The sequence below is a fragment of the Tenacibaculum halocynthiae genome (assembly GCF_964512825.1).
In the GTDB taxonomy this organism is placed as follows: Bacteria; Bacteroidota; Bacteroidia; order Flavobacteriales; family Flavobacteriaceae; genus Polaribacter; species Polaribacter halocynthiae.
In genome coordinates this window covers 96,404-112,244 of record NZ_CAZELG010000012.1, presented here as the reverse complement: position 1 = coordinate 112,244, position 15,841 = coordinate 96,404, and the positions used below count along the sequence as shown (strand labels likewise).

Sequence of the window (15,841 nt, the reverse complement as noted above, 5' to 3'; positions counted from 1 at the left end):
TTAATCTAAATTTAATTTTGGATTTACTAATTGCTGCATAGTTTTTAAAAACTCTTGCATTTCTGCTAATTTATTAGCCGTTTCTTTTGTACCGCTTTCAGTCAACTTATAGTACTTGCGTAATCTGTTTCCAACTTTAGCTACTTCTACATCTAATAAGCCTTCAGCTTCTAGTTTGTGTAAAGCAGGATACAAAGCGCCTTCAGTAATTTGCAATTCTCCTTTTGTTTGTTCTTTTACTTTTTGTGTTATTTCGTAGCCATACATTTTATCATTTTGTGCTAAAAGTTTTAAAATGATGGTTTGTAATGAACCTTTATATAATTTTTGATTTCCCATTTCGTTACCTGTCTTACTGTTTTGCATTTTAAAAAACGCTTAAAACATGGTGTAAATGTATGCATAATTTTCTTATGTATAAAATTCTTAGGTATTATTTTATGGAAACTCTAACTATTCATTCGTTATTAGTTTGTTACTTTTGCATGATATTACTTAAAGAATGGCAAAATTTTACAAATTATCTATAAAAGAAGTTATTAAAGAAACTACTGACGCAGTTTCTATTTTATTTACAATTCCTGAAACATTAAAAGAAACTTTTTCGTTTGTAGCAGGACAATACGTTACTTTAAAGAAAGAAATAAAAGAAGAAGAAGTAAGAAGAGCGTATTCTATTTGTTCATCACCTAAAAGTGGAGAGCTTAAAGTAGCAGTAAAAGCTGTTGAAAACGGGAGGTTTTCTTCATATGCAACTTCAGAACTTAAAGCAGGTGATGAAATAGAGGTTACTGCACCAGAAGGTAAATTTATATTGCAACCAGCAACTAATAAAAATTATATTGGATTTGCTGCAGGAAGTGGAATAACTCCTGTGCTTTCAATGATAAAATCAACATTAGAAAATTCTACTTCTACATTTACATTGGTGTATGGAAATAAAAGTGTTGCTGATACTATTTTTTATAAAGAATTAGGTGATTTACAACAACAATATCCTGAGCAATTTAAGTTAAATTATGTTTTTAGTAGGGAGCGTAATGAACCATCGTTATTTGGTAGAATAGATAAAGGCAATGTTAATTATTTTATAAAGAATTTATATAAAGAAATTTCTTTTGACGAAGCGTTTTTATGTGGTCCTGAAGAAATGATAAAAATAGCTTCTTCAGCATTAAGTGAAAATGGATTAAGTGAGAATGAGATTCATTTTGAATTGTTTACAGCGTCAGTTAATGAGGAAAATGTTTCTGAAATAAAAGATGGTGAAACAGAAATTACTGTGATGTTAGATGATGAGGAAACTACCTTTACAATGAAACAAACAGATACGTTGTTAGCTGCAAGTTTACGAAATAAACTTGATGCTCCATATTCATGTCAAGGAGGTGTTTGTAGTAGTTGTATAGCTTTGGTAACTGAAGGTAAAGCTGTGATGACTAAAAACTCTATTTTAACAGATGATGAGTTAGAAGAAGGATTAGTTTTAACCTGTATGGCTCATCCAACGACAGCTAAAGTAACTGTAGATTACGACGAGGTATAATTTGTTGAATACTCTAGTAGTTTAAATGATGGCTATTATTTATAAATAAATAAAAATTAATGGATTTTTACGATTTAAAAAATGCCTTTTTTGTAGGTGTAGTAATGTCTTTTATGATTGGTCCGGTGTTTTTTATGCTTATTAAAACAAGTATTTTAAAAGGCGCTAGAGCAGCAATTGCATTTGATATAGGTGTAATTTTAGGCGATATATTTTTTATGCTTATAGCATATTTTGGAAGTAGAAGTTTATTAGAAAAAATTAAAGATGACCCTCGATTATTTTTAATTGGGGGTTTAATATTAATTGTATACGGATTAATAACTTACTTAGATAAAAGTAATAAAAAGGAGGTTGAAGTTTGTGAAGTAGATATTCCAGAAAGCAACAACTATTTGAAATTAGTTTTAAAAGGATTCGCTTTAAATTTTATTAATGTTGGTGTTTTGGCAGGATGGTTAGGTATAATTGTGGTAGTAGGCCCAACATTAAATATGAATCCTAGTTATATGTTTTGGTACTTTTTTACCGTAATAATTGGGTATGCTTTAAGCGATCTAGGTAAAATACTTTTAGCGAAACAATTAAAAAGCAAGTTAACACCATTGGTAATATATAGAATCAAAAGGGGGATGGGAGTTTTATTAATAGTTTTTGGAGCGCTTATAATGTTAAAAAGTTTTATACCTAAAGATCAAATAGATAGTTTGTTCCAAAAAGTAGAGCAAACAACTAAAAACCAATAATAACTTTGGCTATCCAGAAGTAAATTAAAATTCCAAAAATATCGTTACTTGTAGTTATAAATGGACCGGTAGCTATTGCCGGATCAATTCCTCTTTTATTTAAAAATAAAGGAATAAAAGTACCTACCAAACCAGCTACAATAATAACTACAAAAAGAGATACAGAAATAGCACTAGCTATATTCATGTCTTGTTCAGTAGCAAAAACATATATAAAAAGTAAAATAGCCAAAGCAAGTCCATTAATCATTGCTAAAGATACTTCTTTTAATAACCTATCGGTAATGCTTCCTTTTACATCATCATTTGCTAAACCTTGAACTATAATAGCTGATGATTGTACACCTACATTTCCAGCCATCGCAGCTATTAACGGAGTAAACATAAAAAGAATTGCGTTTTCAGCAATAGCATCATCAAAAAAACCCATAATTCTTGCTGCACCTACACCACCTATCAAACCTAAAAATAACCAAGGTAAACGTGCTCTAGTTAATTGCCAAATAGTGTCATCAGCTTCTACGTCTTGTGTAATACCTGCAGCTAATTGATAATCTTTTTCTGCTTCTTCTTTAATTACATCAACAATGTCATCAATAGTAATACGTCCAACTAAAACACCCAATTCATCAATTACAGGAATCGCTTCTAAATCGTATTTGCGCATAATGTTAGCAACATCTTCAGCTTTTTCATGAACGTCAACAAAATCTACTTTAGGAATATATACATCAGCAATTTTTGACCGAGTAGAGGCCATTAAAAGATCTTTTAATGATAAACGTCCTTTTAGTTTTCCATCATTATCTGTTACATAAATAGAATGAACTCTGGTAACTTCTTCTGCTTGTTTACGCATTTCTTTTACGCAAGTAAGCACATTCCAGTTTTCATTAACCTTTACTAACTCTTTAGCCATTAAACCACCAGCAGTATCTTCATCATAACGTAGAAGTTCAACAATTTCTTTAGCATGTTCTTTATCTTCAATTTTTTGAATTACTTCCTGTTTACGTTCTTCAGGTAATTCAGCAATAACATCAGCAGCATCATCTGTATCAAGTTCGTCAATTTCTTCAGCAATTTCTTTGGCAGATAGTTGTTCTAGTACATTTTCACGAACATCTTCATCAACATCCATTAACACTTCTGAAGTGGTTTCAGAGTCAAGCAAACGAATAATATAAACGGCTTCATCAAATGATAACTCATCTAATACTTCAGCAATATCTGCATGATGTACTTCTGCAAAAAAATTAGAAAGAGCAGTGTCTTTTTGATTTTTTATTAATTCTCGTACGTTATCAATAAGGTCTTTAGTGATCTCTAATGCCATCGTTTGCGATTTTAGACGTTAAGCTTATAAAGTCTTGTACCGACAATTGTTCGGGACGCTTCGCAAATATAGGGTCTTCTTTTAAAGTAACCGAAAGATTAAAAGATTTTAAACTAGAACGAAGCATTTTCCTTCGCTGATTAAAAGCAGTTTTTACAACTCTAAAAAATAATTTTTCATCAACCGGAAGCGTGTAATTTTCTTTTCTAGTTAAACGGATAACCCCAGAATCTACTTTAGGTGGTGGATTAAAAACAGTAGGAGGAACTGTAAATAAATATTCTGCATCAAAAAAAGCTTGTGTTAATACAGAAATAATACCGTATACTTTACTCCCTTCTTTTTCCGCAATTCGTTTAGCTACTTCTTTTTGAAACATTCCAGAAAATTCAGGAACAAACTCACGGTTTTCAATTGCTTTAAAAACTATTTGAGAAGAAATATTATATGGGAAATTGCCAATAATAGCAACTTGTTTTTTATTAAAAACTTTTGTGAAATCTTGTTTTAAAAAATCGCCTTCAATTATGGTAAATTTTTCTGAAGAAGTATTTAGTTTTAAATGTTCTAAAGGAAAGGTTTCTTTTAAATAAGTTACAGATTCAGTGTCTAATTCCATAACCGTAACTTTTGACTTTTTCTCTAACAAATATTTAGTTAGAACACCCATTCCAGGACCAATTTCAAGTACATCTTCATATCCTGTTTCGGTTAAAGAATCTGCTATTTTTTTAGCAATACTCTCGTCATTTAAAAAATGTTGTCCTAAATGTTTTTTTGCTCTTACTGTCATGTTCTAATACTAATTATTTATAGTAGGTTTTTTTATTGAAAATACAATTATAAGTGCTCCCAATCCAAAACCACCTAAAAAGCCTCCAATTGTTTCCCAAGGTTCAATACCATAGTAAAAGTAGGTTATTAGGGCACCTAAAACTATTAAAAAAACACTTAAATAAAGAATAGTGTTTCTGTTTTGGTAAATTTTGTTTCGCATTTTTAATTGCTGCTTACCGTAGGGTAGAATTCGTTAATTACTTTTAATTCAGTTCTGAAGGCCAACATTTTGTCAGCAAATTTCTTCATTCCATCAGTACGAAGTTTATTTGCGTCATGGTTATAGTAATTGTCTAAATCTTCTCTTGTTTTTGCTGTATATTGAATAGAGTAGGTAGCACCCCCCATTTCTTCTTCCACTAAAACCTGTGTCATTTTAGCGCTTATAAACCTACCTGTAGCTAATACTTCAGGTATGTGTCTTTCTATCCAAATAAGCCATTCATTATGAATGCTTTCGTCTACGTTTATTGTTACGTTATATATATACATAATTTGTAATGTAATACTATATCAATAAGTGTAATAGCAAAGATTAATTCTTGTGGCTATTGTATATGATATAAATAGTTAATTAAATATTATCTCCCCTTAATTTTCTGTATTTTTTTCTAGCATCTACTAAGTAAATACTGGAAGCGTGGTCAAAAATAATCTTTTGGTAGTATTCAGATGCCTTTTCAGGATTATTTAATTTTTTATTATATAACTCGCCTAATTCATATAGGCTATTGTCAACTAAGATTCCTTCAGGATCTAATTGTAAAATTTTAGTAAAGTTATCAATAGCATTTGCATATGCTTCCTGTTTTACAAATAACTGAGCTTGTTTATATAAGGCTTCATCTTCAATTGGTTGACTTTTATAAGTTGTTATTATTTCTGATAATAAACCGATGGCTTCTTTATTTTTATTTTGATACGCTAATAAATCTGCCTTTGCGTATTCTTTTAGTCCAGTAGATATACTGTCTTTAGATTGATTGTCTGAAATTGTTAAAAAAAGCTCTGCGGCATCGTTGGCTATAAGTTGAGTTGCAGATCCTTTTAATATTTTTAATTGTGCTTTAGCCCATTTAAAATCATTTTTAAAATATGAGGCTTGAGCAACTTTAAAACGAGCTTCCTGTGCTAAAAAGTGATTTTTAAATTGAGTTTGTACTTGTGAAAAATAAATGAGTGCTTTATTGAAGTTTCTAGTAAAAACTAATATTTCTCCTAGTTTAAGTTTAACGGAAGCTTTGGTGAATTTTGAATTAGTAAAACTCATTGCTTTTTCTAAAACTTTAATTCCTTTTTCAGGGTTATTTTTGGTAAAGGTTAAAAAGTCTGCGTAAGCTAATTGAATAAATAATGTATTTCTGTTTGAGCCAAACTTAGTAAATATTTGTTGAAACTTCTCTTCAATATTAGGTTGTTTTGTAACAATATCAACCTGTAAATTCATATAAACAGCTCTGAATTTATCAGTAGGGTAATTAGTTTTTTCTATTACGATATCAAAACATTCTTTAGCGGTTTCGTAGTCTTTGTTTTCAAAAGCTATTTTACCTAAATTTTTTATACCAGATAAATTATCAGCGTCCCTAGCAAGTAAAGCTTTATGTTGTATTAGTGCTTTTTGATATTGTTTTTGTTTAATAAATAACCAAGCAAGCAAATCATTCCACACATTTTTGGGCTTACTAATTGATTTTTTTAAAATTGATTTTCTTAATAAAGTATTATTCTCATTCTCGCTATCATCGTTAATATATTTACTCGCATATCGTTTAATATTATTGAGGTATTTTTCATTTCTATCAACTAAATTAACATACGAGTCAAACATCTTTTCAAAATCACCTTTTTCACCATAAATTTGAGCAAGCTGAAATCCGTAATTTGCTTTTGGATTATTATCCATAATGCCATTGTAAGCTTTTAAAGCATAATCTAACTTGTTATAGTTTTTAAAAAGGTTTGCTATTATACCACCATATCCACTATTGTTTTTTACAGATTCTAATGCGTTTTTATATTGCTCATCGGCTTTGTTAATTTCTTGCTTACGTTCAAAATTATACCCTAACATCACATATGTGTATGTTTGTTTTGGGTATTTCTTTAGTTTTTTGAGAAGTAAAGATTCAGCAACTAAAAATTGGTTAGTTTCTTGGTAACAACTAATTAATCTTTTTAAATAAGTTGTATTATAAGGACTTTTGTTATGAAGTTCTTTATATAATTGTATTGCTTTTTCATATTCACCATTTCTAAAATAATTTTCAGCAATTATAAAACCGTTTTGTTGAGAATAACAAAATAGACTGGAAATAAAAAAAGTAAATAAGAAGATAAGTTTTTTCATTAAAAATTAAATGTATTTATTTTGAATACAATGTACACAAACTTCTTGAAAAAAGACCATATAATCAAATATTTAGCCTTTTAAAAGTTTAGTAAAATATGTGTGTTTTTGTTAAAAATTCATTAAAATTATGTTTTTTATTAAAGTCTTTGTAACATTTTGGCACGAACTTTGTCTTACTAATAAAAGAACTAAACAAATACTAGTATGAAAAACTTATCTATACAATACAACTCGGCAAAAGAAAGAGCAAATGAGTTTATGAAGAAAGGTCAAATATCTCAATATTTTGAGGCACTTTTAGAAATGAATAAATGCAAAAAAATAATGACAGCTATTATAGCAAATTAAAAAAGTAAGTTTCAAACTTGAAACTTACTTTTTTAATTTTAGTTATTTGTTTGCAATTTAGTCAATGGTATCAAATCCACAATAAGGTATTAATACCTCAGGTATTTTAATTCCATTTTCTGTTTGGTAGTTTTCTAAGATACCAGCCAAAACTCTAGGTAAAGCAAGCGAGCTACCATTAAGAGTATGTACTAATTGACTTTTTCCATCACTGTTTTTAAAACGTAACTTTAAACGGTTTGCTTGATAAGTTTCAAAGTTTGAAGCAGAGCTTATTTCTAACCAACGCTTTTGCGCAGTTGAATATAATTCAAAATCAAAAGTTAAGGCAGCAACAAATCCTGTATCGCCACCACACAAGCGTAAAATTCTATATGGTAATTTTAATTCACGTAAAATTTCTTTAATGTGCTCTACCATTCCATTTAATGCATTATAAGAATTATCTGGATGTTCAATTCTTACTATTTCAACTTTATCAAATTGATGCAAACGATTTAATCCTCGTACATGAGCACCATAACTTCCGGCTTCTCTTCTAAAGCAAGGTGTATAGCCTGTATATTGAATAGGCAAATCAGCTTCTTTTACTAAATCATTTCTATGTATATTAGTTATTGGTACTTCAGCAGTAGGAATTAAGTATAAATCATCTACAGATGCATGGTACATTTGTCCTTCTTTATCTGGTAACTGACCTGTAGCTATACCAGAAGCTTCATTAACTAAATGTGGTACTTGAACCTCTTTATAGCCAGCTTTAATATTTTTATCTAAAAAATAGTTGATTAAAGCACGTTGTAAACGAGCCCCTTTTCCTTTGTATACAGGAAAACCAGCTCCAGTAATTTTTGCGCCTAAATCAAAATCAATAATATCGTATTTTTTAGCTAATTCCCAGTGTGGAAGTGCGTTTTCATTTAACTCAGGAATAATACCTTCAGAAAAAATCTCTTCATTATCTTCTTCGTTCTTTCCAGCTACAACAGAAGTATGAGGTATATTAGGTATTTGGTATAATAACTCTTGCAATTCACTCGTAGCGATATTTAACTTTTCTGTTAACTCTTTAGATTGATCTTTTAACTGACCAGTTTTTTCTTTTAAAAGATTAGCTTTTTGTGCTTCTCCTGATTTAAATAAATTACCAATTTCTTTGGACAGTTTGTTTGATTCAGCTAAAATATTATCTAATAAAACCTGAGTTGATCTTCTGGTTTCATCAGTACTTAATACTTCTTCAATTATTGTTTGAGCATTAGTAAAACTACGTTTTGCTAATCCTTCTAAAACAGCTTGTTTGTTTTCTCGAATAAACTGAACCTGTAACATCTTTTATTATTTTTTTAAGAAAGGCAAAGATACAGGATGTAATACATTTAAGCAATGTGTTTTTGATACTAAATTTGTTCGAGCATCATGAAAAAATCAGATAGTGTAATATTGAAATAATCACATATTTTTTGAATAGTAAAAACCGTTACATTTGTTTTTCCTTGTTCTATTCTTGCTAAATGAATGCCCGTATCAATGTAAAATTCACTTAAAGTAACATCGTATTTAGTTCGTAAAGTTTTAATACAAAGGGCTATTTTTCTTAAAATTATCTCGTCTTTGGTAAGTATCATTTTTTTTGATACAAATTCTAAAAAACATATTGAAAACATAATGACAAGTCTGTCATTATTAAGAAATTAAAAAGACTAACTTTGCCTTGGAAGTTACGTCAAACAAACTATGTAATGTTTAAAACCGGGGGGCTTTAAATGAAATTTAAAATTAGTAATTGGCGTAACTTTTTAAAAAACTAATAGAAGTTTCTTTGTCGATTTTTAATTGATTTTTTAAATCGTTTATAGATTCAAATTTTTGTTCATCTCTTACAAAGTAAAGTAAATTAACACTTATTTCTTGATCATAAATATTTTGATTAAAATCAAAAAAATGAACTTCAATAGTTTGATCTTTCCCATCAACTGTAGGTCTGTTACCTATATTCATCATACCAAAAAATAATTCATTGTTAATTTTAGATTTAATTACATAAACACCTGTTTTAGGAATAAGTTTATAATTTTCAATAATGGCTATGTTAGCAGTTGGAAACCCTATTTTACTACCTAGTTGTTTTCCATTTACAACTTTGCCAGCAAGCGGAAAATTATAGCCAAGATATTTGTTTGCAGTTTTAAGTTTGCCACCTAATAAGGCTTTTCTAATTTTAGTAGAACTTACAGAAACATCATTGATATCCTGTGCAGGAATTTCTTCAACATCAAAATCGTATAAGTGAGAATACTCGGTTAATTGTTCAATGTTACCTTCTCTATTTTTTCCAAAATGATGGTCGTAACCAATAATTAATTTTGAAGTGTTAAGTTGATTAACCAGAATATCACGAACAAAATCTAAAGCTGTTAATCTAGAAAATTCTTTACTAAAAGGATGGATTATTAGGTAATCTAGCCCTAATTGTTCTAGATACTTTGTGCGTTCCTTAATCGTATTTATTAATTGAATTGAAACTTCTTTTTGAAGTACCATTCTTGGATGAGGAAAAAAAGTTAATAAAACCGATTTCATGTTGGCTGACTTAGCATCATCAACTAACTTTTTTATAATTTTTTGATGTCCTATATGTACACCGTCAAAGGTACCAATGGTAACAAATGTTTTTTGAGTAGGAGTAAAGTCAAAAATTGAGTGAGTTATTTCCAATTTTTAAAAAGTTTTAGCAAATGTACAATATGTATAACATATAGAAAAAGCATAGTTAGTAATAATGAGAGAATTGTGATTAGCAATAAAGATTGAGTTATTATTTAATTTTTAATAAAATTTAACACAAATATTTTGAAAATGAAAAAAAATCGTATTTTGCGGTAAGTTAACAAATTATTTTACACATTATGATGAAAAGATTATTACTTGTTGCATTTGCAGTGCTTAGTAGTGGGATGTTTGCACAGACTACTATTACGGGTACAGTAAATGACGCATCGCTTGGTGGACCGCTGCCAGGTGCAAACATTAAGGTTTCCCGAAAGGCAGTCGGAACTAGTACCGATTTTGATGGGAAATTTACTTTAAAAGTAACCGACACTCCTCCTTTTACTCTTGAAATTTCTTTGCTAGGGTATGAAACAAAAAAAGTAGAAATAACACAGAATAACCAAATAGTAGAGGTGAGTTTAACTGAAAATGCAACTTCATTAGATGAGGTAGTTATTTCAGCATCAAGAACGCCAGAGCGTATTATGGAATCTCCTGTTACAATTGAGCGTTTTGATTCAAGAGCGATAAAAAACACATCTTCTCCTTCTTTTTATGATGGTTTAGAGAATTTAAAAGGAGTTGATATTAACGCAAGTGGATTAACATTTAAATCAGTAAACACTCGTGGTTTTGCTGCTTTTGCAAACGAACGATTTGTTCAGTTAGTTGATGGAATGGATAATTCTTCTCCAGCTTTAAACTTTGCATTAGGTAACCTTTTAGGGATGTCTGAATTAGATGTAAAAACAGTTGAGATATTACCAGGAGCTGCTTCTGCATTATATGGAGCAAATGCCTTTAATGGTATTATGTTAATGACTAGTAAAAATCCTTTTGACGATCAAGGTATAAGTGTTGTTTATAAAACAGGATATACAGTTCAGCAAGCTGCTGGAAACAATCGTTTTGATGATGCTAGTATTCGTATGGCTCATGCATTTGATAACAAATTTGCTGTTAAAGCTACGTTTTCTTACTTAAAAGGGGAAGAGTGGCACGCTACAGATTATAGAAATACAAGTGGAGTAGGTGGGAATTATTTACCAGGAGATAGAGACTCAAGACTAGATTTTGATGGACTTAATGTTTATGGTGATGAGGCAGTTACTGATTTGAAAAGAGTAGTTGATGGTTTAGTAGCAAATGGAACTTTACCAGCATCTGCACAAGGAGTTGTTCCTAACGTTAGAGTTAGTAGAACAGGTTACAATGAGGTAGATTTAATGAGTAATGAAGCAAAAAGTTTAAAGTTTGGTGCTTCTTTACATTACCGCCCTTGGGGTAATGACCGTTTAGAAATTATTTGGAATTCTAAGTATGGTACTGGTAATACTATTTACCAAGGTCAAAACAGATATAATATTGCTAACTTCTTTATGGAGCAACATAAATTAGAGTTTAGAGGTAAAAACTTCTTTGTAAGAGGATATTATACAGGAGAAGATGCTGGAGATTCTTATGATACAAGATTTGCAGGTTTAAACATAAACAACCAATGGGTTATAAATCCAGCTACTGGTCAATTAGCTAATCCAAAAGATGCAGATAATACTTGGTTTGCAAGATATGTATTAGGATATTTTAACGCTGCTACACAAGGTGGTGCTAATCCTGCTAATGCTCACGTTGCGGCTAGAAGTTTTGCTGATCAAGGTCGTTATATACCAGGTACTCCTGAATTTAAAGCTGCTTTTGATAAGGTAACTAAAGATCCAGATTTAACAAGTGGTTCTAAATTTCAAGATCAAACAAGTTTATATCATGTTGATGCAAACTTAAATTTACGTGATTATATTGATTGGGCAGAGGTACAAGTAGGAGGTTCATACAGGCAATTTAACTTAAATTCTTTTGGAACTATATTTACGGATGCTGATAGTCCTATTGCTTATGATGAGTATGGTGTATATACACAAATACAAAAGAAATTTTTAGAAGACCGTTTAAAGTTTACTGGTTCTGCTCGTTATGACAAAGCTAAAAACTTTAAAGGAAATGTTTCTCCTCGTTTATCTTTAGCGTATTCAGCTGGAGAATTTAAGAATCATAACTTTAGAGCATCTTTTCAAACAGGATTTAGAAACCCAACGACACAAGATCAATATATTGGTTTAACAACTGGTGGTGGTACATTAATAGGTACAGCTGAAGATAACTTAGATCGTTTTACTTCTTTACCAATAGGTGTAAGTCCAGCTGGTAGAGCTGTATCTGGTTTAGGTGCTACTACAACATATACAGGTAGAGATGCTTTTGAGAATGCCTTTTCATTAAGTTCAATCGAAGCAGGAGCTCCATCTAAAGCAAATTTTGGTTTAGTTAAACCTGAAAAAGTAACCTCTTTTGAAGTTGGATATAGAAGTGCTTTATCTGTTTCAGATAAAAAAGTAGGTGTTGATTTTAGTGCTTATTATAACGATTATCAAGACTTTATTGCTATTAAAAATATTGCAGTTCCTTTTTATGGAAAAGTAGGAAGTACTGCTCCTAGTGGAGTGCCAGGTGCTACTCAAGGTGATTTAGCTTTATTAGCATTAAGAAATGGAGATTTCGCAGGTGTTGGTTTTAGAACAAATTCAGCAGCAGATATTACTTCTTATGGAGTTGGTTTAGGGTTAACTACTAAAGTTTTCAATGGATTTAACGTTGGATTAAACTATACTTGGTCTAAATTTGATTTTGATCAAACTTCTGATCCAGATTTTGAAGCAGGATTTAATACTCCTGAGCACAAAGTAAAATTACAATTAGGTAAAACAGATTTATTTAAAAACTTTGGTTTTAATGTTAGTGCTAGATGGCAGAATGAATTTTACTGGGAGTCTTCTTTCTTCGAAGGAGATGTAGATTCAAGAACTGTGTTAGATGCACAGGTGAATTATAGAATTCCAGCATGGAAGTCAGTAATTAAATTAGGAGGAGCTAACTTAACAGGAAAAGAATACTTTAGTGCACCAGGTGTTGGAGCAATAGGTTCTCAGTATTTCCTTTCTTGGACAATTAACAACTAAAAAGATGAAAAAAATAAATTTTAAATATAATTGGTTACCAGTTCTTTTTATAGGATTAGTAGCTTGTGATGTAAATAATGATTTAGATCCAATTAAGGATAATACTCCAGAAGTTCCAGTTGTTGCTGTGACAGAAGGAACTGCAGATTTTTCTAAATATATATCATTAGGAGCTTCTTTTACTGCAGGTTTTACAGATGGAGCTTTATTTAAGGAAGCTCAAAAAAATTCTTTCCCAAATATTTTAGCTAGTAAGTTTTCAATGGCTAAAGGAGGTGATTTTAATCAACCTCTAATGAAAGATAATATTGGAGGAATGGTAAGCGGAGCTAATGTAGCTTTACAGCCTAGATTTTATTTTAATGGTTCAGGTCCTACAAGGTTAACAGTTAAACCAACAACTAAAGTTGGTTTTCCAGCAGATAATGCACCTGCTTTTAATAATTATGGTATTCCTGGAGCAAAAAGTTTTCATTTTTTAGCTCCTAATTATGGAAGTGCAGCTGGTTTAGCTACAGTTCCTGCAACTGCAAATCCTTACTTTGTAAGAATGATGCCAACGCAATCTACATTATTAGCTGAGGCAGCGTCAAAATTACCAACATTTTTTACGCTTTCTGAAGTTGGTGGAAATGATGTATTAGACTATGCTGTGGCCGGAGGTGCTAGTGGAGCAATTACTCCAAAAGCTACTTTTGATGCCGCTTTTGGTGCTATTATTAATACATTAACTGCACAAGGGGCTAAAGGAGTTGTTGCAAATTTACCGTACATAACTACATTACCTCATTTTACAACAGTGCCTCATAACCCAGTGCCTATGACAGCTACAGTAGCTGCTGCTTCTAATCAGGGATTTGCACTGTATAATGCAGGTATAAAACAAGCTTTTGCTTTCTTAGTAGCTAATACTCCTATGACTCAAGCTATGGCTGATGCTGAAATAGCAAAAAGAACAATTAATTTTTCTGAAGGGAAAAATGCTGTTGTTATTGTAGATAAAAATTTAACAAATTTAACAGCGATTAATTCAGGATTAAAAAATTATAGACAAGCAACTAGTGAAGATTTATTAGTATTACCTAGTTCTACTTTTATTGGTACTACTGTAGGAGGTAATCCTTTGTTAGTTAATGGAGTTTCAGTTCCATTAGAAGATAAATGGGTGTTAACAAAAACTGAGGTTGACGCTATAAAAACTGCTACAGATGGTTATAATACAACCATTAAAGCAATGGCAGATTCAAAAGGATTGGCTTTTGTAGATTTTAATGTTATTTTAAAAACTGCCTCAACTTCTGGTTTACAGTTTGATGAGTATACGTTGAATACTAGTTTAATTTTTGGTGGTTTAGTTAGTTTAGATGGAATTCACCTAACTGCTAGAGGTTATGCTTTAATGGCAAATAAAATGTTAGAAGCTATTGATGGTAAATATAGTTCTAACTTTATGAAAGCTACTAAAGGTTTAGCTAAAGCTGCTGATTATCCAACGAATTACTCTCCAGCTTTGTTGAATTAATTCTTATTGAAAATAAATATATTAAAAGCCTATCATTTGATAGGCTTTTTTATTTTTGCGAAAATTTTAAAAAAAAGAATTAATGAAAAAAATGCTATTTTATGTTGCTGTTTTTTTAGCAACAATTAATTGTTACTCACAAATTGAATTCGAAAAAGGTTATTTTATAAAAAATAATAATGAAAGAGTAGAATGTTTAATAAAAAATGAAGATTGGGATAATAATCCTTTGAAATTTAAATATAAACTTAATCATGGTGCTTCTAAAATTTTTAATACTATAGAATCAGTTAAAGAATTTGGAGTTTATAATTTTTCAAAGTATATAAGAGGAAATGTTGATATTGATCAGTCAAGTGATGAGACTAGTGAATTGGATGGTTCTAGAAAACCTATTTTAAAAAAAGAAACCCTTTTTTTAAAAGTGTTGGTAGAAGGTACATCAAATTTATATAGATACAAGAGAGGTAATTTAAAAAGATTTTTTTATAGTAATAAAGAGAAATCTATTAAACCTCTTATTTATAAAAGATACTTAAACTCAAAGCATAATGCTAATTTGAGTTCTTTTAACGGAAGTATTGTAAACAAAAATCTTAATCGAAATTTTATTTATGTAAATGAAAGGTATAAGCAGCAGTTATTTAAAAACTTAACTTGTAAAACGATTTCTTTAAAAGAGATAGAGAAGTTAAGATATAAAAAGCAAAGTCTAAGTAAGTTTTTTATTAAATACAATAAATGCTCAGGGTATTTAATTGATGGTCAGTATGAAAAAGGAACCAAGGATGTTTTTAAAGTTTCTTTAAAAGGAGGAGTAAGAAATACTACTTTAGATATTGATAATTCTTCTAGTTTTTTACCAAGTATTAGTTTCGATTCTAAAACTACATACAAAATAGGAGTGGAAGGTGAATACTTTTTGCCATTTAACAAAAATAAATGGTCTTTATTTGTAGAACCAACTTTTCAATTTTTTAGTGCTAAAAAAGAACTTCCTTTTGCGTTTTTAGTTGAGAAAAAAATAATAGTAGAAACTAATTATAAATCTATTGAAGTTCCAATTGGGATTAAACGCTATTTTTTTCTGAACGATGTTTCTAAAATGTTTATAGGTGGATCTGTTGTTTTAGATTTTAATTTTGATTCATACTTAAGATATACAAGAACTGATGGAACTATTCTTAAGGATTTTAATATAAAAACAGGTAATAGTATTGGTTTTCATATAGGATATGTTTATAAGAACAATTATAGTTTAGAGTTGACATATCAAAATAATCGTGATTTTTTAACGACACATTCTAATATAAGTTCAAAATATAGTACTATGTCCATAACAATTGGGTATACTTTTTAAATTTGAA

At 30.1% G+C, this 15,841-nt stretch carries 15 protein-coding genes; 6 read left to right on the top strand and 9 right to left on the bottom strand.

Going from position 1 to position 15,841, the window contains the following annotated elements:
* Complete coding sequence (locus ACKTTQ_RS03870; protein ID WP_408048582.1) at window positions 1–339, bottom strand: PadR family transcriptional regulator; 339 nt, start codon at window positions 337–339, stop codon at window positions 1–3.
* 163 nt (window positions 340–502) lie between these two features.
* Between ACKTTQ_RS03870 and ACKTTQ_RS03865 the strand changes: the two genes are divergently transcribed.
* Window positions 503–1,546, top strand: coding sequence for a ferredoxin--NADP reductase (locus ACKTTQ_RS03865; RefSeq protein WP_093869651.1), 1,044 nt, complete (start codon window positions 503–505; stop codon window positions 1,544–1,546).
* A gap of 59 nt (window positions 1,547–1,605) precedes the next feature.
* A complete protein-coding gene (locus ACKTTQ_RS03860; RefSeq protein WP_093869652.1) occupies window positions 1,606–2,292 on the top strand; it encodes a LysE family translocator in 687 nt (228 codons plus the stop codon).
* Here ACKTTQ_RS03860 and mgtE read toward each other — a convergent pair.
* The 5 genes from mgtE to ACKTTQ_RS03835 form a co-directional block, all read right to left on the bottom strand.
* Window positions 2,279–3,628: a magnesium transporter gene (gene mgtE, locus ACKTTQ_RS03855; protein WP_093869653.1), complete on the bottom strand. Its 1,350-nt coding sequence runs from the start codon at window positions 3,626–3,628 to the stop codon at window positions 2,279–2,281. The two genes, ACKTTQ_RS03860 and mgtE, sit on opposite strands and share 14 nt — an antisense overlap.
* Window positions 3,609–4,421: a 16S rRNA (adenine(1518)-N(6)/adenine(1519)-N(6))-dimethyltransferase RsmA gene (gene rsmA / locus ACKTTQ_RS03850; protein WP_408048455.1), complete on the bottom strand. Its 813-nt coding sequence runs from the start codon at window positions 4,419–4,421 to the stop codon at window positions 3,609–3,611. Before rsmA ends, mgtE begins: the two co-directional genes overlap by 20 nt.
* Before the next feature lie 9 nt (window positions 4,422–4,430).
* Window positions 4,431–4,625 carry a hypothetical protein gene (locus ACKTTQ_RS03845; RefSeq protein WP_408048454.1) on the bottom strand — a complete coding sequence of 65 codons (195 nt, stop codon included), beginning with the start codon at window positions 4,623–4,625 and terminating at the stop codon, window positions 4,431–4,433.
* Window positions 4,626–4,627: 2 nt separating this feature from the next.
* Window positions 4,628–4,957 (bottom strand): DUF4286 family protein, encoded by a 330-nt coding sequence (locus tag ACKTTQ_RS03840; RefSeq protein ID WP_408048453.1) that lies wholly within the window; start codon window positions 4,955–4,957, stop codon window positions 4,628–4,630.
* Window positions 4,958–5,039: 82 nt separating this feature from the next.
* On the bottom strand, window positions 5,040–6,815 hold the full coding sequence (locus ACKTTQ_RS03835; protein WP_093869657.1) for a tetratricopeptide repeat protein: 1,776 nt from the start codon (window positions 6,813–6,815) through the stop codon (window positions 5,040–5,042).
* Between the two features lie 207 nt (window positions 6,816–7,022).
* Between ACKTTQ_RS03835 and ACKTTQ_RS03830 the strand changes: the two genes are divergently transcribed.
* On the top strand, window positions 7,023–7,166 hold the full coding sequence (locus ACKTTQ_RS03830) for a hypothetical protein (protein WP_176974359.1): 144 nt from the start codon (window positions 7,023–7,025) through the stop codon (window positions 7,164–7,166).
* A 57-nt stretch (window positions 7,167–7,223) separates the two neighbouring features.
* Here the strand turns inward: ACKTTQ_RS03830 and serS are convergent, their stop codons facing one another.
* The 3 genes from serS to ACKTTQ_RS03815 all read right to left on the bottom strand — a co-directional run bounded on the left by serS (window position 7,224) and on the right by ACKTTQ_RS03815 (window position 9,884).
* Window positions 7,224–8,498: a serine--tRNA ligase gene (gene serS, locus ACKTTQ_RS03825; protein ID WP_113786172.1), complete on the bottom strand. Its 1,275-nt coding sequence runs from the start codon at window positions 8,496–8,498 to the stop codon at window positions 7,224–7,226.
* Between the two features lie 68 nt (window positions 8,499–8,566).
* Complete coding sequence (locus ACKTTQ_RS03820; protein ID WP_158530821.1) at window positions 8,567–8,794, bottom strand: helix-turn-helix domain-containing protein; 228 nt, start codon at window positions 8,792–8,794, stop codon at window positions 8,567–8,569.
* A 151-nt stretch (window positions 8,795–8,945) separates the two neighbouring features.
* Window positions 8,946–9,884 (bottom strand): bifunctional riboflavin kinase/FAD synthetase, encoded by a 939-nt coding sequence (locus tag ACKTTQ_RS03815; RefSeq protein WP_113786171.1) that lies wholly within the window; start codon window positions 9,882–9,884, stop codon window positions 8,946–8,948.
* Window positions 9,885–10,075: 191 nt separating this feature from the next.
* On the opposite strand from ACKTTQ_RS03815, the gene ACKTTQ_RS03810 reads away from it, so the two are divergent.
* The 3 genes from ACKTTQ_RS03810 (at window position 10,076) to ACKTTQ_RS03800 (ending at window position 15,834) form a co-directional block, all read left to right on the top strand.
* Window positions 10,076–12,952, top strand: a complete 2,877-nt coding sequence (locus ACKTTQ_RS03810; protein WP_408048452.1) for a TonB-dependent receptor — start codon at window positions 10,076–10,078, stop codon at window positions 12,950–12,952.
* Between the two features lie 4 nt (window positions 12,953–12,956).
* Window positions 12,957–14,474, top strand: coding sequence for a G-D-S-L family lipolytic protein (locus tag ACKTTQ_RS03805; RefSeq protein WP_408048451.1), 1,518 nt, complete (start codon window positions 12,957–12,959; stop codon window positions 14,472–14,474).
* Between the two features lie 82 nt (window positions 14,475–14,556).
* Window positions 14,557–15,834, top strand: a complete 1,278-nt coding sequence (locus ACKTTQ_RS03800) for a porin family protein (RefSeq protein WP_408048450.1) — start codon at window positions 14,557–14,559, stop codon at window positions 15,832–15,834.
* The last annotated feature ends 7 nt before the right edge of the window (window positions 15,835–15,841 follow it).

Coding starts and splice junctions, on each gene's coding strand:
- serS (WP_113786172.1), bottom strand. CDS start 8,498: ATGTTACAGGTTCAGTTTATTCGAGAAAACAAACAAGCTGTTTTAGAA.
- ACKTTQ_RS03840 (WP_408048453.1), bottom strand. CDS start 4,957: ATGTATATATATAACGTAACAATAAACGTAGACGAAAGCATTCATAAT.
- ACKTTQ_RS03820 (WP_158530821.1), bottom strand. CDS start 8,794: ATGATACTTACCAAAGACGAGATAATTTTAAGAAAAATAGCCCTTTGT.
- ACKTTQ_RS03870 (WP_408048582.1), bottom strand. CDS start 339: ATGGGAAATCAAAAATTATATAAAGGTTCATTACAAACCATCATTTTA.
- ACKTTQ_RS03830 (WP_176974359.1), top strand. CDS start 7,023: ATGAAAAACTTATCTATACAATACAACTCGGCAAAAGAAAGAGCAAAT.
- ACKTTQ_RS03835 (WP_093869657.1), bottom strand. CDS start 6,815: ATGAAAAAACTTATCTTCTTATTTACTTTTTTTATTTCCAGTCTATTT.
- ACKTTQ_RS03860 (WP_093869652.1), top strand. CDS start 1,606: ATGGATTTTTACGATTTAAAAAATGCCTTTTTTGTAGGTGTAGTAATG.
- rsmA (WP_408048455.1), bottom strand. CDS start 4,421: ATGACAGTAAGAGCAAAAAAACATTTAGGACAACATTTTTTAAATGAC.
- ACKTTQ_RS03845 (WP_408048454.1), bottom strand. CDS start 4,625: ATGCGAAACAAAATTTACCAAAACAGAAACACTATTCTTTATTTAAGT.
- ACKTTQ_RS03865 (WP_093869651.1), top strand. CDS start 503: ATGGCAAAATTTTACAAATTATCTATAAAAGAAGTTATTAAAGAAACT.
- ACKTTQ_RS03805 (WP_408048451.1), top strand. CDS start 12,957: ATGAAAAAAATAAATTTTAAATATAATTGGTTACCAGTTCTTTTTATA.
- ACKTTQ_RS03810 (WP_408048452.1), top strand. CDS start 10,076: ATGATGAAAAGATTATTACTTGTTGCATTTGCAGTGCTTAGTAGTGGG.
- mgtE (WP_093869653.1), bottom strand. CDS start 3,628: ATGGCATTAGAGATCACTAAAGACCTTATTGATAACGTACGAGAATTA.
- ACKTTQ_RS03800 (WP_408048450.1), top strand. CDS start 14,557: ATGAAAAAAATGCTATTTTATGTTGCTGTTTTTTTAGCAACAATTAAT.